This is a genomic window from Sphingomonas glacialis (assembly GCF_006439055.1).
GTDB lineage: Bacteria > Pseudomonadota > Alphaproteobacteria > Sphingomonadales > Sphingomonadaceae > Sphingomonas > Sphingomonas glacialis_A.
The window spans coordinates 820,770-840,938 of sequence record NZ_RCZC01000001.1; the positions used below are offsets into that span (position 1 = coordinate 820,770).

Annotated in this window: 17 protein-coding genes; 6 read left to right on the forward strand and 11 right to left on the reverse strand. The window is 66.9% G+C overall.

The features are described 5' to 3' along the window. Window positions 1-107: 107 nt before the first annotated feature. Both EAH76_RS03690 and EAH76_RS03695 read right to left on the reverse strand, forming a co-directional pair. The gene (locus EAH76_RS03690; RefSeq protein WP_010185731.1) at window positions 108-347 is read right to left on the reverse strand and encodes a DUF2312 domain-containing protein; all 240 of its coding nucleotides are present in this window, start codon (window positions 345-347) and stop codon (window positions 108-110) included. A 63-nt stretch (window positions 348-410) separates the two neighbouring features. Continuing rightward, window positions 411-704: a DUF1244 domain-containing protein gene (locus tag EAH76_RS03695; RefSeq protein WP_140848192.1), complete on the reverse strand. Its 294-nt coding sequence runs from the start codon at window positions 702-704 to the stop codon at window positions 411-413. 79 nt (window positions 705-783) lie between these two features. On the opposite strand from EAH76_RS03695, the gene pyk reads away from it, so the two are divergent. Further along, window positions 784-2,241 carry a pyruvate kinase gene (gene pyk / locus EAH76_RS03700; RefSeq protein WP_140848194.1) on the forward strand — a complete coding sequence of 486 codons (1,458 nt, stop codon included), beginning with the start codon at window positions 784-786 and terminating at the stop codon, window positions 2,239-2,241. A gap of 144 nt (window positions 2,242-2,385) precedes the next feature. On the opposite strand, the gene EAH76_RS03705 is transcribed toward pyk, so the two are convergent. Continuing rightward, on the reverse strand, window positions 2,386-3,006 hold the full coding sequence (locus EAH76_RS03705) for an HAD family hydrolase (RefSeq protein ID WP_140848196.1): 621 nt from the start codon (window positions 3,004-3,006) through the stop codon (window positions 2,386-2,388). Between the two features lie 5 nt (window positions 3,007-3,011). After that, complete coding sequence (gene ykgO / locus EAH76_RS03710; RefSeq protein ID WP_010160916.1) at window positions 3,012-3,137, reverse strand: type B 50S ribosomal protein L36; 126 nt, start codon at window positions 3,135-3,137, stop codon at window positions 3,012-3,014. 172 nt (window positions 3,138-3,309) lie between these two features. Here ykgO and EAH76_RS03715 point away from each other — a divergent pair, with 172 nt between their 5' ends. Genes EAH76_RS03715 through gpmA form a run of 3 tightly spaced genes read left to right on the forward strand, consistent with a single transcriptional unit; the run spans window position 3,310 to window position 5,770 of the window. Further along, complete coding sequence (locus tag EAH76_RS03715) at window positions 3,310-3,945, forward strand: DUF4136 domain-containing protein (RefSeq protein ID WP_140848198.1); 636 nt, start codon at window positions 3,310-3,312, stop codon at window positions 3,943-3,945. Then, on the forward strand, window positions 3,942-5,060 hold the full coding sequence (locus EAH76_RS03720; protein WP_140848200.1) for a M14 family metallopeptidase: 1,119 nt from the start codon (window positions 3,942-3,944) through the stop codon (window positions 5,058-5,060). The genes EAH76_RS03715 and EAH76_RS03720 overlap by 4 nt, the downstream gene beginning before the upstream one ends. A 23-nt stretch (window positions 5,061-5,083) precedes the next feature. Beyond that, a complete protein-coding gene (gpmA, locus tag EAH76_RS03725) occupies window positions 5,084-5,770 on the forward strand; it encodes a 2,3-diphosphoglycerate-dependent phosphoglycerate mutase (RefSeq protein ID WP_140848202.1) in 687 nt (228 codons plus the stop codon). A gap of 201 nt (window positions 5,771-5,971) precedes the next feature. On the opposite strand, the gene EAH76_RS03730 is transcribed toward gpmA, so the two are convergent. Next, window positions 5,972-6,610 (reverse strand): hypothetical protein, encoded by a 639-nt coding sequence (locus EAH76_RS03730; protein ID WP_140848204.1) that lies wholly within the window; start codon window positions 6,608-6,610, stop codon window positions 5,972-5,974. A 120-nt stretch (window positions 6,611-6,730) separates the two neighbouring features. On the opposite strand from EAH76_RS03730, the gene purE reads away from it, so the two are divergent. Both purE and EAH76_RS03740 read left to right on the forward strand, forming a co-directional pair. Beyond that, window positions 6,731-7,222 carry a 5-(carboxyamino)imidazole ribonucleotide mutase gene (purE, locus tag EAH76_RS03735; RefSeq protein ID WP_140848206.1) on the forward strand — a complete coding sequence of 164 codons (492 nt, stop codon included), beginning with the start codon at window positions 6,731-6,733 and terminating at the stop codon, window positions 7,220-7,222. Window positions 7,223-7,379: 157 nt separating this feature from the next. Beyond that, complete coding sequence (locus EAH76_RS03740) at window positions 7,380-8,450, forward strand: 5-(carboxyamino)imidazole ribonucleotide synthase (protein WP_140848208.1); 1,071 nt, start codon at window positions 7,380-7,382, stop codon at window positions 8,448-8,450. A gap of 226 nt (window positions 8,451-8,676) precedes the next feature. On the opposite strand, the gene EAH76_RS03745 is transcribed toward EAH76_RS03740, so the two are convergent. From EAH76_RS03745 to EAH76_RS03770, 6 genes are all read right to left on the reverse strand, one after another. Then, window positions 8,677-10,566, reverse strand: a complete 1,890-nt coding sequence (locus tag EAH76_RS03745) for a CocE/NonD family hydrolase (protein ID WP_140848210.1) — start codon at window positions 10,564-10,566, stop codon at window positions 8,677-8,679. A 307-nt stretch (window positions 10,567-10,873) separates the two neighbouring features. Further along, window positions 10,874-11,176 carry a hypothetical protein gene (locus tag EAH76_RS03750; protein ID WP_140848212.1) on the reverse strand — a complete coding sequence of 101 codons (303 nt, stop codon included), beginning with the start codon at window positions 11,174-11,176 and terminating at the stop codon, window positions 10,874-10,876. Between the two features lie 23 nt (window positions 11,177-11,199). Continuing rightward, on the reverse strand, window positions 11,200-14,010 hold the full coding sequence (locus tag EAH76_RS03755) for a M16 family metallopeptidase (RefSeq protein ID WP_140848214.1): 2,811 nt from the start codon (window positions 14,008-14,010) through the stop codon (window positions 11,200-11,202). A gap of 226 nt (window positions 14,011-14,236) precedes the next feature. Beyond that, window positions 14,237-16,378, reverse strand: coding sequence for a penicillin acylase family protein (locus tag EAH76_RS03760; RefSeq protein ID WP_140848216.1), 2,142 nt, complete (start codon window positions 16,376-16,378; stop codon window positions 14,237-14,239). Window positions 16,379-16,425: 47 nt separating this feature from the next. Further along, window positions 16,426-17,496 carry a hypothetical protein gene (locus EAH76_RS03765; RefSeq protein ID WP_140848217.1) on the reverse strand — a complete coding sequence of 357 codons (1,071 nt, stop codon included), beginning with the start codon at window positions 17,494-17,496 and terminating at the stop codon, window positions 16,426-16,428. A 159-nt stretch (window positions 17,497-17,655) separates the two neighbouring features. Continuing rightward, window positions 17,656-19,989 carry a TonB-dependent receptor gene (locus EAH76_RS03770; protein WP_140848219.1) on the reverse strand — a complete coding sequence of 778 codons (2,334 nt, stop codon included), beginning with the start codon at window positions 19,987-19,989 and terminating at the stop codon, window positions 17,656-17,658. Between the last annotated feature and the right edge of the window lie 180 nt (window positions 19,990-20,169).

The window sequence follows — 20,169 nt, forward strand, 5'->3', positions numbered from 1 at the left end:
TCTCTCTCAAACTACAGTGTCGTCACCCCGGACTTGGAGCCGGGGTCCATGGGCGACGCGCGGCCGATCGCATGGATGCTGAAACGAGTTCAGCATGACGGGTCGGCTTAGTCGAGCCCGAGCGCCTGCTTGTAGGTCTCGAGCAGCGCCTCGGCCTCCTCGCGGTGATGCTTCTCCATCTTGCGCAGGCGCACGATCGAGCGGATCGTCTTGACGTCGAAGCCGGTCGACTTGGCCTCGCCGTACACGTCCTTGATGTCGTCGGCGATGCCCTTCTTTTCCTCTTCGAGGCGCTCGATGCGCTCGATGAGAAGGCGTAGCTGGTCTGCGGCGATGATGTCGCTCACGGTAAATCCCCCGGGGTTTGAATCAGTGAAAGGCGCGCGCTTTAGGCCAGAGCGGCGCTCGCGTCACGCATTCTTCGCGACGCTTTGGCGCATCCGCTCGAGCTGCTCGGGCGTCGCGTCGCCCTGATGCTCGGCCTTCCACTGCGCATAGGGCATGCCGTAGACGATCTCGCGCGCGGCATCCTTGCTCATCGTGCCGTCGGCCTCCTCGACCCAGTCCGACAGGCAGTTGCGGCAGAAGCCGGCAAGCCCCATCAGATCGATATTCTCGGCGTCGCTGCGGTGGCGCAAATGCTGCACGAGCCGCCGGAACGCGGCCGCCGCTACGGCATCATCCAGTCCATCCAAATCGCTCATCTGTTCGCTCCACGGTTGATCGTGGCGAGATAGGAGGTAGAGCAGCAGCCGTACAGCCTCCCCACGGCAAGGACCTCCCATGATCAAGACCATCCGCCCACGTGCGCGCAAGGTACGCATCCTCGCCACGCTCGGCCCCGCCAGCAGCAGCCCCGAAATGATCGCCGCTTTGTTTGAAGCGGGCGCCGACGCCTTCCGCGTCAACATGAGCCACGGCGACCAGCAATCGAAGATCGCCGTCATCCAGTCGATCCGCGCGCTCGAGAAGACCTATCAGCGCCCGACGACGATCCTCGCCGATCTGCAGGGGCCAAAGCTGCGCGTCGGCAAGTTCGAGGGCGGCAAGATCGAGCTGATCAAGGGCCAGACCTTCACGCTCGACCGCGACACCACGCCCGGCGATACGACGCGCGTCGAGCTGCCGCACCGCGAGATCTTCGAAGCGATCGAGCCGGGCGCGCGCCTGCTGCTCGACGACGGCAAACTCGTGCTGCGCGTCACCGACCACACCGACACGACGATCGTCACCGAGGTCGTGGTCGGCGGCGCGCTGTCGAACAGCAAGGGGCTGAACGTCCCCGACGTCGTGCTGCCGATGGCGGCGCTGACCGAGAAGGACCGCAGCGATCTCGCCTTCGCGGTCGACCAGGGCGTCGACTGGATCGCTTTGTCGTTCGTCCAGCGCCCCGAGGATCTCGCCGAGGCGCGCAAACTGATCGGCGGCAAGGCGTCGCTGCTCGCCAAGATCGAGAAGCCGCAGGCGATCCAGCGGCTCGAGGAAATCGTCGAGATGTGCGACGGCGTGATGGTCGCGCGTGGCGATCTCGGCGTCGAGATGCCGCCCGAGAGCGTGCCGCCGCTGCAGAAGCGCATCATCGAAGTGTCGCGCCGCCTCGGCCGCCCGGTGGTGGTCGCGACGCAGATGCTCGAATCGATGATCACCTCGCCCTCGCCGACCCGCGCCGAAGTGTCCGACGTCGCGACCGCGATCTATGACGGCGCCGATGCGATCATGCTGTCGGCCGAGAGTGCTGCCGGCGCCTGGCCGACCGAATCGGTCGCGATGATGAACGCGATCGGCGAAGCGGTCGAAAAGGATCCGACGCATGGCGACCGGATCCACTTCACCGTGATCCGCTCGGACCCGACCACCGCCGATGCGCTGGCGGAAGCCGCCAAGAACATCGCGCAGACGATCGATGCCGCGGCGATCATCTGCTTCACCGCCTCGGGCTCGACCGCACGCCGCGTCGCGCGCGAGCGGCCCGGCGTGCCGTTGATGATCCTGACCCCGAACCCCGAGACCGCGCGGCGTGCGGGCCTGCTGTGGGGCGCCTATGCGATCCTCACCAAGGACGTCGATTCGTTCGAGGAGATGGTTGCCAAGGCCAAGCGCATGGCGCTGCGCCATGCGCTCGCCAAGGCGGGCGACCGCATCATCCTGATCGCGGGCGTGCCGTTCAAGACCCCAGGGTCGACCAACGTGCTCCACGTCGTGCGGGTCAGTGGCGATGAGCTGAAGGGGTATGCGAGCTAGGCTCGCGCTGGCCGCTAAACCTAACCGTCACCCCGGGCTTGTCCCGGGGTCCACCGGGATGCACATCCTGCCGCCCGAGCGTGCGCGGCACGGTGGGCCCCGGCACAAGGCCGGGGTGACGACGACGGTAGATAGCGGAAGCGTTTAAAGAGCGGGCGCGGCGAGAATACCGTAGCGCGCCAGATCGCCGCGCAGCGTCGCGGCATCGGTGAAGACCACCGCGCCCATCCCGACGCTCTGCGCGCCGGCGACATTGTCCTCGCGGTCATCGACGAACAGCGTGTCCTCGGCGCGCAGGCCGAATCGCTCGAGCGCGAGGCGATAGATCGCCGGATCGGGCTTGGTCAGCAATTCGTCGCCCGAGACGACGATGTCGTCGAAGCGATCGAACACATCGGCCTCGCGGTCGCGGAACGACGGCCAGAACTCGCCCGAGAAATTGGTGATCGCATACAGCGGCACACCCGCCGCCTCGAGCTCGCACACGAGTTCACGCATCCCCGGCAACATCCCGCCAAGCTGCTCGCCGAAACGCGGCCCCCAGGCGGCGATCAGCGCGGCATGCTGCGGATGCGCGGCGGCGAGCTCGGCCGAGGTCTCGGCGAACGGACGGCCAGCATCATGCTGGAAATGCCATTCCTTGGTCGCGACATCGCGCAGGAATGCATCGAGCGCCCGATCGTCACCGATCAGGCGCTCATAGAGGAATCTGGGATTCCAATCGTACAAGACGTTGCCGACGTCGAAGACGACGGCCCGCGCCACGTCGCTTAGCCCTGGCGGGCCTTGAAGCGGCGGTTGGTCTTGTTGATGATGTAGGTACGCCCACGACGACGGATCACGCGGTTATCGCGATGACGGCCCTTGAGCGACTTCAGGGAATTGCGGATCTTCATGATCGATTCGCTTTGCAAAATCTGGAATGTGGAAAAGAGCGGCTGCGCATATGGTCGCCTCCCCTCCAAGTCAAGCGCGACCGCGCCGATAAGCCTCGCTATAGCGACGGAACCCGGAGGCCGGGTCCGGGCGTTACACCCGTGCAACGACTGCGGTAACAAGGACAAGAGTATGAAGCTGGCTTTGGGAATGGCGATCGCCGCGGCGGCGAGCTTGAGCGCCTGCGCGACGACGACGACGAGTGGCCCGGTCGAAGTGACCCGTTTCCACCTCGGGTCGATGGCGGCACCGCTCGAAACCGGCACGCTCGCGGTCGAGCCCGCGCCCGGCGGCGGCCCCGCCAGCCTCGAGTTCAAGACCTATGCCGCCGCGGTGCAGACCGAGGCGCTCGCGCACGGCTTCACCGTGCCCAAGACCGACCCCGAGGCGCAGTATCTCGCGGTGGTCGGCTTCACCCGCACGACGCGCCCGGCAGCGCCGCGCAGCGGTGGCAGCGGCGTGAGCATCGGACTCGGCGGTGGCGGCTATAGCGGCGGCGGGTATCGCGGCGGTGGCGGCGGCGTCGGGCTGGGCGGCGGCATCTCCTTCCCGATCGGCAAGCAGAAGTATCGCACCGTCGTGCTCACCGACCTGACCGTGCAGATCCGCCGCCGCCGCGACGCGACGGTGATCTGGGAAGGCCATGCGCAGACCTTCTCGCCCGGCGAGGCACCCTCCGCGCAGGCGAACGCCGCCGCGGCCAAATTGTCGCATGCGCTGTTCCTGGGCTTCCCCGGAGAATCGGGTCGCACTATTACGGTGCGATGAGCATCACCATCAACGCCGCTTTCGATAGCGGGAACATCGACGTGGTCGCCATCGCGGGTGACCACGTCGATCTCGCCATCCGGCTCGATCATCAGTCGGACTTCTTCCAGTGGTTCCACTTCCGCGTCGCCGGCGCGAAGGGGCGCACGCTGACGCTCCGCATCACCAACGCCGCGCAATCGGCCTATCCGTTCGGCTGGCCGGGCTACAAGGTCCGCGCGAGCACCGATCGACTCGCGTGGCGGATGATCCCGACGCGCTATGTCGACGGCGTGCTCGAATTCGAATGGAGCGGCGACAGCGAGCTCGTCTGGTTCGCCTATTTCGAACCCTATACGATCGAGCGCCATGACGCTTTGGTCGCACGGATCGCGCTTGAACCGGGCGTGACGCATCGCGAGCTCGGCCAGTCGCTCGACGGGCGTGCGATCGATTGCCTCGACATCGGCACCGGCCCCAAGCAGGTCTGGCTCTATGCGCGCCAGCATCCCGGCGAGAGCATGGCCGAATGGTGGATGGAAGGCGCGCTCGAATGGCTGACCGACGCGGCCAACCCGGTGGCCCGCGCTTTGCGCGAGAAGGCGACCTTCCACTGCGTGCCGAACATGAACCCCGACGGGTCGTTCCGCGGGCATCTGCGCACCAACGCGGCAGGGGTGAACCTCAACCGCGAGTGGTACACCCCGACCCTCGAGAAGAGCCCCGAAGTGCTGTGCGTGCGCGATGCGATGGATGCGACCGGCGTCGCCTTCGCGATCGACGTGCATGGCGACGAGGCGATCGCGGCGAATTTCTTCGCCGGGTTCGAGGGCATCCCGTCCTGGACCGACGCGCTCGGCGCCAAATATACCGAGTTCGGCGAGCGGCTCGCGGCGCATTCGCCCGATTTCCAGACCGCGCGCGGGTATGACAAGGCGGCACCGGGCAAGGCGAACCTGTCGATGTCGACCAACCAGCTCGCCGAGCGGTTCGGCGCGGTGTCGATGACGCTCGAAATGCCGTTCAAGGACCATGATCCGAACCCCGATGCCGAGTTCGGCTGGTCGGGTGCGCGCTCAAAGACGCTGGCGCATGCCTGCCTCGAAGTGCTTGCCGACATGATCGACGCGATCTAGGTCCCCTCGCAAAGGAGACCCAGATGCCCACCCTCGTCCTGATCCGCCACGGCCAGTCGGCCTGGAACCTCGAGAACCGCTTCACCGGCTGGTGGGACGTCGATCTGACCGACAAGGGCGTCGAGGAAGCGCGCGCCGCCGGACGGCTGATGGCGGAGAAGGGGCTCGATTTCGACCTCTGCTTCACTTCGCTGCAGACCCGCGCGATCAAGACGCTCAATCTCGCGCTCGAGGAAATGCGGCGGCTGTGGCTGCCGGTCGAGAAGGACTGGCGCCTCAACGAGCGGCATTATGGCGGGCTCACCGGGCTCGACAAGGCCGAGACCGCCGCCAAGCATGGCGACGCGCAGGTCCATATCTGGCGCCGCAGCTTCGACATCCCGCCGCCGCCGCTCGAAGCCGGCAGCGAATACGATCTGTCGAAGGATCGCCGGTACGCGGGGATCGCCATTCCCGACACCGAAAGCCTGAAGGACACGATCGCGCGCGTCCTGCCATATTGGGAGGGGCGGATCGCCCCCGCTTTGCGTGATGGGCAGCGTGTCGTCATCTCGGCGCACGGCAATTCGCTGCGTGCGCTGGTCAAGCATCTATCGGGGATCCCCGATGACGAGATCACCACGCTCGAGATCCCGACCGGGCAGCCGATCGTCTATGAGCTCGACGATTCGCTGGCGGCGACCGATCGGTATTATCTGAGCGAGCGCTGAGCGCTTAACGCCCCTCCGGAACGGGGAGGGGGACCGTGCACATTCAGCGAACGGTGGAGGGGTAGCAACGCGCGCTGCGCTCGATGTCTGCCCCCTCCACCACCAGCCTGAAGAAGGCTGGTGTGCGAGCGAGACTGTGTCCCACGGACACACTCTCGCTCGCGCACCCCCTCCCCCCGTTCCCGGGGGAGGATTTGCGGCTTACTGGCCCGTCGTAACCGTCGTCGTCGTCTTCTCGCTGACGCGGGCCGGCGCAGCGCGGCGCGTCGTCGTCGCCTTGCGCACGACGCGCTTGGTCGTTGCGGCACGCACGGCCGGCGCCGCGGTCTTGGTGGTCTCGGTCGTCACCGTCGTGGTCGGCGCAGGTGCCTGCACGACGACCGGCGGGGCCGAGCGGGCCGCTGCAGCGTCGGCAGCGGCCGAGGCGGCAGCCTGTTCGGCGGCATTGGCGCGCGCATTGGCTGCAGCAGCATCGGCCTGCGCGTCGGCAGCGACGTTGCGGGCATCGGCGGTCGCGGCATGCGCAGCGTCGTTATGCGCGCGCTGTGCCTGGCCGAGCGCGGTGTCGGCAAGCTGCGAGGCGCGATGCGCGTCGTCGATCGCTTCGGCCTTCTTGCCGGCGGCGAGATGCTCTTCGGCGGCGCGGAGCTGCGCCTGGGCGTCGGCCTGGAGGCGCGGCGTCTCGGCGGTCGCGCCGACCTTGGCCGACGCTTCGATCTTGGCGCGCGCTTCGGCGATCGCCTGTTCGGCGCGGTCATGCTTGCCCTCGGCGAAGGCGGGGGCGGAGAAAGCCAGCACGCTGGCGAGCGCGACGGACGAAAGGGTCGAAAAACGGGTCATGGCGTGTATCCGATATGACTGTATGGATTCGCCCAACCCGCGCCGCGCCAAACAAGTTCCGCTACCGATATGACGGCGGGAACGGTTGCCCTGCGCCACCCCGCTCGCTAGTCCGGCGCGATGGCACAGAGCGCGTCCCCCCTTGTCGGCATCATCATGGGCAGCACGTCCGATTGGGAGACGATGCACCATGCGGCCGATCTGCTCGCCGAACTGGGCGTGGCGCACGAGACCAAGGTCGTCTCGGCGCACCGCACCCCGCAGCGGCTTTACGACTATGCGACGGGCGCCGCCGAGCGCGGATTGCAGGTGGTGATCGCGGGCGCTGGCGGTGCGGCGCATCTGCCGGGCATGGCGGCGGCGATGACGCATCTGCCGGTGCTCGGCGTGCCGGTCGAGAGCAAGACGATGAAGGGCCTCGATAGCCTCTATTCGATCGTCCAGATGCCCGCGGGGATCCCGGTGGGGACGCTGGCGATCGGCAAGGCGGGTGCGAAGAATGCGGCGTTGCTGGCAGCGGCGATCCTCGCGCTGTCGGACGCGGATTTGAGCGCGCGGTTGCAGGCGTGGCGCGCGGCGCAGACCGATGGCGTGGCTGTCGATCCGGAATGATGCTCGACGGCTGCTTCCTGTCTCCTCCCCTCCCTGAAAGGGAGGGGTTGGGGGTGGGTCGGCCTAGGGCGGGCGTCCGGCCGAACAACGGGCCCACCCACCCCCGGCCCCTCCCTTCCAGGGAGGGGAGGCTCTCTTACCCAACGGAACTGCGCGCATGACCCCCCTCCCCCCCGGCTCGACCATCGGCATCCTCGGCGGCGGGCAGCTCGGGCGGATGCTCGCGGTCGCGGCCGCGCAGCTCGGCTATCAAACGCGGATCCTCGCGCCCGACGAGGAAGCCGTCGCCGCGCAGACCGCTTCCAGCTACATCCGCGCCGATTATCACAGCCATATCGTGCTCGACGAATTCGCCGCGGCGGCCGACGTCGTCACCTATGAGTTCGAGAATATCGCGCTCGCGCCGGTCAGCTATCTCGCGGGCAAGGTGCCGGTCCACCCCGCGCCCGCGGCGCTCGGCATCGCGCAGGATCGGGCGATCGAAAAGGCGTTCGTCGCCGAGATCGGCGGACGGACCGCGCCCTGGGCGAAGGTCGAGACGCGCGACGCGCTCGCAGCGGCGGTTGCGGCAATCGGCACGCCGGCGATCCTCAAGACGCTGCGCATGGGCTATGACGGCAAGGGCCAGGTCCGCATCACCGCGCCCGACCAGATCGACGCGGCCTGGGACGCGATCGGCCAGCGCCCGGCGATCCTCGAAGGGTTCGTGACCTTCAGCCACGAATTCTCGATCCTGCTGGTGCGCCGCGCCGACGGGCAGATGGTGAGCTATCCGCCGCCGTGGAACCAGCACGAGGACGGCATCCTCGCAACGTCGACGCTTCCAGCACCGGGTGAGATCGCTGCGCAATGGGGCGAGGCGGCGGCGCTGGCGGGGCGGATCGCCGACCGGCTCGATTATGTCGGGGTGCTCGCGTGCGAGTTCTTCGCCGGTGCTGACGGTCCGGTGTTCAACGAGATGGCGCCGCGCGTCCACAATTCGGGGCATTGGACGATCGAGGGCGCGGTCTGCTCGCAATTCGAGAACCACATCCGTGCGATCTGCGGCCTGCCGCTCGGCGACACCGCGCTGACGGCCCCCACGGTGGCGATGGAGAATCTGATCGGCGACGATGCCGATCGCTGGGCCGAGATCCTGGCCGAGCCCGGCGCGCATCTGCACCTCTACGGCAAAGGCGCGAGCCGGCCGGGGCGCAAAATGGGGCATGTCACGCGGCTGGGGCGGTAGTCCTCAATCCTCCCCCGGGAACCGGGGGAGGGGGACCGCTCGGCTTCTTCAGCCGAGGGGTGGAGGGGGCCTCGCCGCGGGCGCGGCGTTTGCGGCGAGGCCCCCTCCACCACCAGCCTGAAGGGGGCTGGTGTGCGAGCGAGAATGTGTCCCCCGGACACATTCTTGGCCTGCCGGGGGCAGGCCAAAGCTCGCACACCCCCTCCCCCGATTCGCGAGGGAGGATTTAAGGCACCACCGGCAGCGCGATATAGCTCTGGTCGGGCCCGCTCACCGTCACCTGCTGCGTCGCCTTCACGTAATCCGCCGGCTTGGCGTAGAAGATATTCGGCACGAAGCTCTGCGGGTTGCGGTCATACAGCGGGAACCAGCTCGACTGGACCTGCACCATGATGCGGTGCCCCGGCAGGAACACATGGTTCGCCTGCGGCAGTGCCCAGCTATACGCCAGCGGCACGCCGGGTTTCAGCGCGACGGCATGGTCGAGCCCCTCGCGGTAGCGCCCGCGGAAGATGTCCATGCCAACAGCGAGCTGATAGCCGCCCATCTTGGGGTCGCTCGGCACCTGGTCGGGATAGACGTCGATCAGCTTGACCACCCAGTCGCTGTCGGTCCCGCTCGTCGCGGCGGTGAGATGGACGACGGGCTGCCCCGCGATCGTCACCGGCTGGGTGAGTACGGGGCCGGTAAAGGTCAGCACGTCGGGGCGGCTCGAGACGATGCGCTGGTCGCCGACCAGCCACGCCTTCCAGTGATTGTCCTCGTAACTCACCGGCCGCACCGGACGCGGCACGTTGGTCACCGGATGCGCCGGATCGGAGATGTAATCTGCGGTCTGTACCGGTCCGGTCGCGGGCGTAAAGCCGACCGCGTCGCCCGGCTGGAGGAACAGCTTGGTCATAGCCGGCGTCGCCGACCAGGCGGGGAGCCGCTGCCACTGGTTGGTGCCGCTCTGGAACGCGGTGACGGGCGCGACATCCATCGGCGTGCCCTTTAGGTAATGCGCAAGGAACGGGCCGAGCACATTGCGGCGCCACCATTTGGCGGTGTCCTGGTCCCATTGGATATCGCCGAGCGCCTTGCCGTCGTCGATCTGCTGGCCGTGATACCAGGGGCCCATCGTCAGATAGACCATGTTGCCGGCGGTATCCTTGGGCTTCAGCGCGCGATACACCGCGGTCGCGCCGTAGATATCCTCCTGGTCCCACAGGCCGTGGACGAGCATGACCGGTACCTTGAGCGGATAACGCGCGAGCACCTGGTCCATCGCCTGCGCCTGCCAGAAGCTGTCATAGGCCGGGTGCGCGGCGATCTTGCGCCAGAAGCCGATCTGGTCGAGCCCGTGCGCCTTGGCGAGCGCACCGGTCGAGCCGGCGCGCATCACCGCGTCATACTCGTCATAGGTGGTGCGCGCGTAGGGCGACGAATTGTCGCGTGTCGCGATCTGCTCCCAGATGTAATCGATCCCGACGCGAAACGCGCCATTGTGGAACCAGTCGTCGCCGCGCCAGCCATCGACCATCGGGTTCTCAGGCACCGCCACCGCGAGCGCCGGATGCGGGTTGATGAGCGGCATCAGCGACAGGAAGCCGTCGTACGAAATGCCGAGGATCCCGACCTTGCGGTTCGACTCGGGCAGATGCTTCACCAGCCAGTCGATCGTGTCGTAGGTGTCGGTCGAATCGTCGGTGTGCGTCGGGTTGAGCGCGGTGTCGTGAAGCGGCGGGTTCATCATCGCGATGCCCTGCGACCCGTATTTGCCGCGCACATCCTGCACGACGCGGATGTAGCCGCCGTCGACGATCACGTCGGTGGCGTTGTCATAACCCGTCAGGCTCGTCGCTAGGTCGGCATTGTTGCCGCCCTTTCCGGTCATCCCGTCGGCGTTGTACGGCGTGCGGGTCATCAGAATGCCGGCGTCGTGCGCGCCCTTCGGGATCAGGATCACGGTGTGGAGCTTGACCCCGTCGCGCATCGGAATCTCGACGATGCGGCGCTCGTAGTTGAAGCCTTCGGTCGGGGGCACGAGCTTGGCGGGGCGCTCGTCATAGCTTTGCGCCTGTGCGGCGAGCGGCGAAAGCGCCAATGCCGCACCCAACATCCAACGTGCCTTCATGCCCCACTCCCGTTCGTCGCCCCGGCTAAACCTATGATGCCCCTCGCCGTCATCCCCGCGAAAGCGGGGATCCCGCTGCCTGGCCCGCGCTTCGAAGAAGAAGCGGGACCCTCGCTTTCGCGAGGGTGACGGCGGTGGGCCGATCAAAACGCATCACGCTGCCGGGTTTTACCGGACCACTGTCCCGACGCGATGAGTGTGTTGCACGGCAAGCCCCGGCACAAGCCCGGGCGGCGGTCACGCGCACAAAAACGGCCCGCGCTCCGATTGGAGCGCGGGCCGTCTTCATCGCACAAAACGAACGGCGTTACGCCGCGCGCGTGCCCGTCATCGGGAAGCTGCCGAACGCGCCCGCGCCGACGGTGCCGGTGAGCGTGTCGCCCTCGGCGGTCGCCTTGCAGTCGAGCGTCATCGGCATCGGCACGACGATCGACATCTTCCAGCTGATCGTGTCACCCTCGACCGTGCCGTCGGTGATCTCAACCGAACCCATCGCGCCGTTCTGCGAACCGGTCCAGGTAGCGCCGTCGGTCTTGACCGTCAGCGTCGCCTTCTGGTCGCCGAGCGGCGACTTGACGACCGTATCCCACGTCCCATCAACTGCAGCCATGATGTGTCTCCTGACAATAATTTCTAGCGCACATCCGCCACGGACGCCGCCGGGATCACCTCGACCGGCAGGCCGATGCTGTCAAGCTGGCCCCGGACCTTGCTTGCGTCCCCGACGACGATCCACACGAAGCGTTTCGGGTCGAGCGCCGCGCGTGCCGCAGCGTCAAGCTGGCCTGCTGTGAACGCGCGATATTTTTGCGGCAGCGTCGCATAATAATCGTCGGGCCGGCGATACAGGTCGTTCTGCTGCATCGCGCCGAGCACCGCGGCCGACGTCTCGAAATTGCCGGGCAGCGAGCTGATCGCATCGGTGATCGTGCGCTCGAATTCCTCGGGCGTGATCCCCTTGGTCGTCACGAAGTCGGCGAAGTCGGTCTGGAGCGACTTGATCGACTCGCCGGTCTTGTCGGCCTGGACGCCGGTGCCGAGCAGATACGGCGTGTCATATTGCGCGCGGCGGAACGAGCCGTTGACGCCGTACGACCAGTGCCGCGCCTCGCGCAGATCCATGTTGACGCGCGACAGGAAATCGCCGCCGAGCGTGTCGTTCGCGGTGATCACCGGCAGCAGATCGTCGGTGCCGACCAGGCTGGTCGGCGCGCCCGCGAGGATGAACGACTGCGGCGAATCGGGCCGGTCGATCAGCACGATCTTGGGCGCCGACGGCGCGGTCTTGACGCTGAAATCCTTAACGCCGGCGGGCCCGGTCGGCTTCCAGTCGCCGAAGCGCGCGTCGAACGCCGCCTTGACCTCGGCGAGCGGACGATCGCTGACGACGAAGATCTTGGCCTTGTCGGGACGAATCCAGGCCTGCTGGAAGGCGACCAGATCGTCGCGCGTCAGCGCCGCAACCGCCTTCGCGTCGCCGCTGCCGAGGCCCTTGGCGTAGGGGTAGGCCGCGCCGTAGACGAGCTTGGGATAGACGCGCGACGCGAGGCCCTGCGGGCTCGTCAGCTCGGCCGAGATGCGCGAGAGCTGCTGGTTTTTGAGCCGCGCGACTTCTGCCGGATCGAATTTCGGATTGCGCACGATGTCGGCGAACAGATCGAGCGATCCCGCCAGATTGGCGCTCGGCGTGAAGAAGCCGACGCCGGTGCGATCGGACCCCGACCCGCTGTTGATGCTTGCACCGAGCCGCTCCTTGGCTTCGGCGATCGCGATCGAATCGCGCGTCGTCGTGCCCTCGTCGAGCATGTCGAGCGTCAGCGCCTGCGTGCCGAGCTTGCCCGCCACATCGGCCGCGATGCCGGCGTCGAACACGATCGCGCCCTGCGTGATCGGCACGGCGTTGCGATAGGCGTAGACGAGTTCGATGCCGTTCTTGAGCTTGGCATGCTCGACCTTGGGGAAGACCAGGCTCGACAGCGTGCCGAGCGGCGGCAGCGCGCCGCGCGTCCCCTTGAAGGGCGCCTCGGGTGCGGCCGCAACCTTGGCCGGCGGCGTCGCCTCGACATAGGCCTCGCGCGCGCCGGGCACGACGGTCAGCGCATAGACCGGACGCGTCAGCCATTTGGCGCTCACCGCCTTGACCCGCGCGGGCGTCTCGGCGGCGAGTTCGGCGAGCTGCTTCTTGTAGAAGCCGGGATCGTTTTCATAGAGCGCGCCCTCGGCGAGTGCGACCGCCTTGCCGCCGAAGCCGCCGGTAGATTCGAGCCCGGCGATCCGCCCCGCCGCATCGCGCGTCGCGACGCGCGCGACCTCGTCGGCGGTCGGGCCGTTGGCGATGACGTCGGCGATGATCTCGTCGAGCCGCTTGGCGACGAGCGCGGGGTCGACGCCCGGGCGCACATCGGCGCTGACGACGAACATGCCGACCTGCGCGAAGCTCTCATTGTTCGCCGAGACGCGCACCGCGAGCTTTTCCTTGCGCACCAGCGCATTGTCGAGCCGGCTGCTCGACAGCCCGCCGAGCACGCCGGCCGCCACATCGAGCGCGACCGCATCGGGGTTGTTGATGCCGGGCACCGCCCACATCCGGTAGATCCGCGTGTTCGAAACGCGGTCCTTCATCACCTCGCTTTTCGGCGCGGCGAGCGTCGGGACGTCGGCGGTCGGGACGACGCTCTCGGGCCCCTTGGGGATCGCGCCGAAATATTTGGTGACGAGCGTCTTGGCGGTGGCGGCGTCGACATCGCCCGACAGCACGAGCACGGCGTTGTTCGGGCCGTAATGCCCGCGGAACCACTCCTTCACGTCGGCGACGCTTGCCGAATCGAGATCGGCCATCGCGCCGATCGTGGTGTGGCCATAAGGGTGCGTAGCGGGGAACAGCGCCTCGGTCTGCTTGTACTGGACGAGGCCGTACGGCTGGTTGTCGCCCTGGCGCTTCTCGTTCTGCACGACGCCGCGCTGCTCGTCGACGACCGCGGGCGTGATCGCGCCGAGGAGGTAGCCCATCCGGTCGCTCTCGAGGAACAGCGCGCGGTCGAGCGCCGCCACCGGGACCGTCTCGAAATAGTTGGTGCGGTCGAAATAGGTCGTGCCGTTGAGATCGGTCGCGCCCATCGCCTTGGTGTAGGTGAAATAGTCCTTCGGCGCGTTCTCGCTGCCGTTGAACATCAGATGCTCGAACAGATGCGCGAAGCCGGTCTTGCCCTTGGGCTCGAACTTCGACCCGACATTGTACCATACCGACACCGCGACGACGGGCGCCTTGCGATCGGTGTTGACGATGACGCGCAGGCCGTTGGGCAGGCGGAATTCGCTATAGGGGATGTCGACCTGCTTGACGAGATCGGCGACGGGAACGGGCTTGGGCGCGGTCTGCGCGAGCGCAGGCGTGGCAAGGGTTGCGAGCGCTACACCAGAGAGCGCGAGCAGCTTGACGGTCATGGAAATCCCCCGGGGAATGGCGCCTCAAAACAGGACTATGGTGGGAGGCTATAGTAGCGCTCTGGCGGTAGCAATCGCTTCCTCCGTCCCTTTTTCGAGGGCCGACTGCGCCCCTTCCTCCCCTCCCTGGAAGGGAGGGGTCGGGGGTGGGTCGGCCCGTGGCGGGCGTCCGGTCACATCTCGGGCCGACCCACCCCCAGCCCCTCCCTTCCAGGGAGGGGAGCACCTAGGGCCGGTAGACCCGCTCGACATTCTTCCGCAGATCCTCGCGCCAGAACAGCACCGGCTTGAACCTATGCGCCGCGAACAACGGCGCCTGATCGGCATAATGCGGCGAATCCGGCCGTGTCGTCGCCGCGCCGTACGGCTGGATCGACTGCGAGCGAACGCGTCCGGCCTTGTCCCACGCCATGTCCATGATGAAGCTGTCGCCATGCTTGACGACGAGCCGCCCGTCATCGGCCTCGTCCCAGGTCGAGGCGGCGCGCAGCACGTCGGGCGCGCCGTCGAGCGGGAGATCGGCGGTACCGTGGCGCAACCGCAGCAGCGTGCCGAGCGGCGGATCGAGCGTGGCGAAATGCAGCTGGAGATACGCTGCCGCCTTGGCCAGCGCATCGCGCGGATCGAGCTCGGGGCGGCGTTGATAATGCCATTTCTGCCCGGTCCGCAGTAGGATCGCGGCGAGCGCCTGGCCGCTGTGATGGCCGTCGAAATTCCAGTTCCAGCCGCGCAACAGGCCGAGCGCCTGCTTCAGTTGCGCATCGCCCTTCGGATCGATCCGCGCGACATCGCCATACCATTTCGACGCCCAGCTCAGCTTGCTGACGCCGGTGTCGAACTTGATCCGCAGCAGATCGTCGGCCGAGATCGACGGGTCGGCGCCGAGCAGTTCGACCGCCCGCGTGCCGCGATTGGTCGTGTCGGTCTCGATCCCGAGCAATGGCGAATAGTCGCCCGGCTTGAGTTCGGCCCCCGCCCCCGCCGCCTGGAACGGCGTGTTGTTGGCATTGGCGAGAAAGCCCGAGGCCGGGTTCACGTTGCGCGGCACCTGCGCGAACGGCACCGTCCCCGGCGCGAGGTCACGCGACGTGTCGCCGCGCAGGACATGGCGATAATCGAACCCCGGCTTCCGGTTGGGGAAGCTGGCATTGTAAAAATAGGCGATATTCCCCGCGGCATCGCCGTAGAGGAAGTTGGTCGCGGGAACGCCCTGGATCGCGAGCGCCTTCTGCCACTCGCCGAAATCGCGCGCGCGCGTCAGGCGGTAATATTCCTCGACCATGCGGAGCTGGTCGGCACCGGCATAGCGGATCGCGAACGCGCCGCTCTTGTTGACGATCACCGGCCCCTGCACCGCGCGATAGACCATCTTGGGGATCGGCAGCACGAACGGCCCGAAGCGCACCTTGAGCCACACGCGGCGCGCCTCGAGCGGGAGCCACTTGCCGTCGAAGCGATAGTCGGTGCCCGCGGCATTGCGCACGAGCTTGTAGACGTCGGTCAGATCGGGGCGGTTGACGGTGTTGGTCCAGCCGAGATGTTCGTTATGCCCGAGCACCGGGAAGGGCACGCCGGGGAAGGTCGCGCCCGAGAAATGCCAGCCGGTGCCCGATTGCACGCTGAGTTCGTACCACGCGACCGGCCCGCTCCACGGCTGATGCGAGTTCGACAGGACGCGGGTAAAACCGTCCGCCGAGCGCTTGGGCGCGACGACGAAGGCGTTCGAGCCGTTGGGCATCGCTTCGCCGGTCGCGGGCAGTGCGGTCGGATCGGGGCTGTCGGGCGCGGCACCGGCGGTCTCGGCCGGCAGCGGCTTGTCGCCCGACAGCGCGCCGAGCGTCTGGTCGAGCCCGAAGAAGAACGGCGTGCGCAGCACGAAGCCGGTCGCGATATCCTCGCCATTCGCCGGGAACAGCCGCGCGAGCCGGATCTCGCCGGGGTGGCGCCGCGCATAGGCGTTGAGCCCGCTGGCATAGGCATCGAGCAAGGCGCGGACATCCGCGGGCTGCTTGTCGTAATCGCGCTGCGCGGTCTCGCGCGCGCCGAGCAGCGCCAGCGTGTAATCGACCTTCGCGCCGTCTGCGCCGGTCATCGCGCCGAGCCGCCCGCGCGCCATCGCCACGGCTTCCTGCAGCGTCGCGAAATCGTCCTCGGCATGAGCATAGGCGACGCCATAAGCGACATCGGGATCGGTCTTGCCGAAGATGTGCGGGACACCGAAGCGGTCGCGCGCGATCACGCTGTCATAGCGTTGCTCGGGCGGTGCGACGACGCGTACTGCGGCGAACGGCTCCCACACCGCCAGCCCGGTCGCGACAACAAGCATCATCGCCGCCAGCCATGCGGCACCGGCCTTTATGGTCCGCATTCGGATCCCCTCTCGGCGGCGAATAAAGCAGCCTTGCGGGGATTAGGCTAGACGTGCTTGCGCGCGACCGACCAAATGAAGCTGTCATACCAGAAATGGAGCAAAGAGCAGGCGATGAACGGCGCTAGGAAAACGCGCACGCTGCCGGTCATCGCGGCAGCATAAGCGAGGCCGAACAGGATGCTGCCGCCCCAGAAATACAGCATCGCGCGGCCCTGCCGCCCGCCCGAGGCCTGCGTCATCCGCCCGCCCTCCTTGACCCAGACAAGCGCGAAATATTGCACGGCGTGGTAGAGATTGATCACCGCCAGCGCGACGATCGGCGGGGTGAAGCCCCAGGCGATGATCGACACCGTGCCCGTCGCAACCAGCGTCGCGACCTTGTGCGCCGACACCTGGTAGCCGGCGCGCATCGCCCGCCGATAATCGACGATCGCCCAGCCGAGCACGATCGCATAGGCCAGCAGCGCGACGACCCGGATGCCGCTATTGTACCCGGCGAGCACGCCCGGCAGGCTCGCCAGCGTGGCAAGCGCGGTATGGTCGAACTTCGCAAAACTGTGGAGGTGCGTCGCGAGCGCCGCACCCGCCGCGAGCGGGCCGACATAGAGCAAGGTGTTCAGCCGCAGATCGGTCTTGCGCAGCATCTCGGGCGGGTTACCCGCCTTCATGTCGTAGATCCGCGCGAAGCCGAAATTCTGCATCGCCGAGTGATAGACATCCCAGAACACCGCCAACACGCTCGCCGCGACGAGCGCGATCGGCGAGAGGAACAGCACCGCAATCAACACGATCGGCGCGACGGTCAGCTTGCCGCGATGCGCCGCGAACACCGTGCGATTGCCATAGGCGCGCGGGACCACGGCGATGAGATGCGCCCAGGTCGTGATCGCGATGACCGCGAACATGCCCTTGATCGCAACCGACGCAGCGTCGTGCGGTGCCGCCAGCGCCCAGCCGCCAAGCCACAGCTCGACCGCGAGGAACGCAAAGAGCGGCGCGCCCCAGAACAGCAGCGCATCGCGGAGCGGCCCGAGGATCGCACGCGACGGGTCGGACAGCGAGCCGGGTACCGGTGCTTCGGCGGTCCAGCGCAGAGCGGTGTAGTTGGTTGCCACGGTATCCCCAGAGTCCCTGCCGTTTCCGCACGAGACTAGGGCCGTCGGGGTTAACATCGTCCTTGCGGCCTGGTGCGAGCGTGAGGGCAGCCCGTGTTGTCGGGCTGCCCTCATCGGCGCTTCGCGTCCGCTTCTCCCGACGGGAGGAGAAGGGTCGGCTTAGAACGCCGCCTTGATCGTCACGAAATACTGCGCGGGCGCGCCCGCCAGCAGCGTCTGGTTGTCGCCCGAATAGCCGAAGCCGTTCGATCCGATCGTCGCCACATAGCGCTTGTCGAACAGGTTGGTCGCGTTCGCCTGGATCTCGAACTTGCGATCGGCGATCGTCACGCGCGCGCCGATCGTCGCGTCGACCAGCACGCGGCCGGGCACCGACTGGTCGTTGGTGTAGGTGAAGTAGCGGCGGCTCATATAATCCGCGCCGACACGGCCGAAGAAGATGCCCTTGTCATAGGTCAGCTCGCCCTTGATCAGGTGCTTGGGCGTGTCGACGGTCTGCTTGCCGCGGATGTTCTGCACGACGCCGCCGACGCTGACATTGTCGCGATAGGTCGAGTCGTTGTAGCTGTACGAGCCATAGACGCCGAAGCCGTAGCCGAGCTTCGCCTCGAGCGCGGTCTCGAGCCCGTAGGCGCGCACCGAACCGACGTTCGACAGGATCGCCGGATTGCCGATGATCCCCGCGCCGACGCTCTGCGCGAGCGTGCGGTTCGAGAAATCGACATAATAGCCCGCGAGCAAGGCTGTCACGCCGCGATAATGGTAGCGGCCGCCGACCTCGAACGTGTCCGACGATTCAGGCTTGAGCTTGTTGGTGGTGAGCAGCGCGTTGAAGCCCGCCTGCGTCGTCGCGAACGGGCCGCTGGTGGCCGAGGCGACGAATGCACGCGTCACTTCGGTGAAATCGCCGAACAGTTCGAACGCGCTGCCGATCTTGTAGTTTAGCCCGGCGTGCGGCTGGAAGAAGTCCTTCACCTGGATGCGGCCCGAAGCGAGCCCGCCCGACACGATCGGGGTCGCCTTGTTGGTGACGGCAAAGCCCTTCCAGCCGAGATCGACCGTCAGATCGCCGAGCGCGATCTTGTCCTGCACATAATATTGCACGGTGTCGGTCTGGTAGGTGTTGTACCATTGCGTCGCGAACGGGAGGTACTGGAACTCGCGCGCGCTGCGGGTCGGCGTGGTGCGGCTGTCGAGCGCGTAATAGCGCCGCGCCTGGCGGAAGTCGTTGAGCTCGTACCAGCCGCCGACGGTCAGATCGTTGAAGCCGAGCGTGGTACCGAGCGAGCCGAACACGCCCTTGCGGTGAATGTCATATTCGGTCGTGCGCACCGAGATCGGCACGCCCGACGGCGACGGGACATACGGCGTGAACCACAGGCCCTGGCCATGATTGGCGTGGTAATAGGCCTTCAACGCGCCATGGACAGTCGCATCCTTGGCGGTCTCGACGCCGAGCGAGGCGAGATAATCCTGCCGCAGGCCGGCCGCGTCGAAATAGACGTCGTCGGCATTGGCATAAGGCGCGGGCGTGACCGAACCTGCCGCCGGGTTGAGCTTGATCGCGCCGGTATAGCCGCTGTTCGCGCCGGTATCGGCGATCAGCACCGCGAGCGGGAAATTGTTCGCGATATTGTCGTTCCGGTAGCCCAGCCGCTTGATCATATCGAGCGAGAGATCCTGATAGTCCTGCTCGCGCCGGTCCGAATAATCGAACGTGCCGACAAGCCGCACCGGGCCGACCGGCGCGACGAACTTGGCGTTGACCTGGTTCTGGCGCTGGACGCCATAGCCCTTCCATTTGTCGGTATCGAGGAAGCCGTACGAGACATAGGCGCTCGGCCCATTCTCGCCGAGCACGCCGGTGTCGAACCGCCCGAACGCGCGCACGGTGTTCTCGCTGCCATAGCTGGTGTTGAGCGTCAGCGCGGTGGTCGGCTTGGGATCGCTCGAGAAGAATTCGATCGTCCCGCCGAGATTGTTGGTCGCCTGCGCGCCGATCGAGCCCGATCCCTGCGACACCAGGGTGCGGCCGATATTCTCCGAGGAAATCGCGCGGCTGATGTGGAGACCGTTGGTGTTGCCATACGATCCGTCGCCGAGCGGAATGCCGTCGAGCGTGAAGCCGATCTGGTTCTGGTTAAAGCTGCGGATCGAGACGCGCTGCGACCATTCATACGCGCCGAACGCATCGGCCGACTGGAAATTGACGTTGGGCAGCTTGGCGATCGCCTTCAGCGGGCTGGTGCCCGGCGCGAGGATCGCGATGTCGGCCTGGCCGAGCTGCTGGACCTGCCGCGTCTGGCCCTTGCCGACGATGATGATGTCGTTGCCGGCATCGTCCGCGACCGGGTCCGCGGCCGGTTCGGCATCGGGTGCAGGCGCTTCGGGCGCAGGCGCGGGCGCCGGTGCGATCGCGCCGTCGCGCGCGGAGGCGGCGAGCGGCCATGCAAGGGCGGCGCCCGCGAGCAGGCAAAGCGTGAAACGGCGCATGATGAGGTCCCCGATTTGATCTTTTTTACGGCGCTACTCCCCGCGCCCTGTGGCGGTGCCTAGCCACGCTGCGTTGCGGAAATACGTACATTCCGTGGCAAGCCGATGACGTTCGTTACGGCTAGACATCAAACACGAGATCGCGACGGGCGCAGCCCCTTGTGTTGCATAAGTGCAACA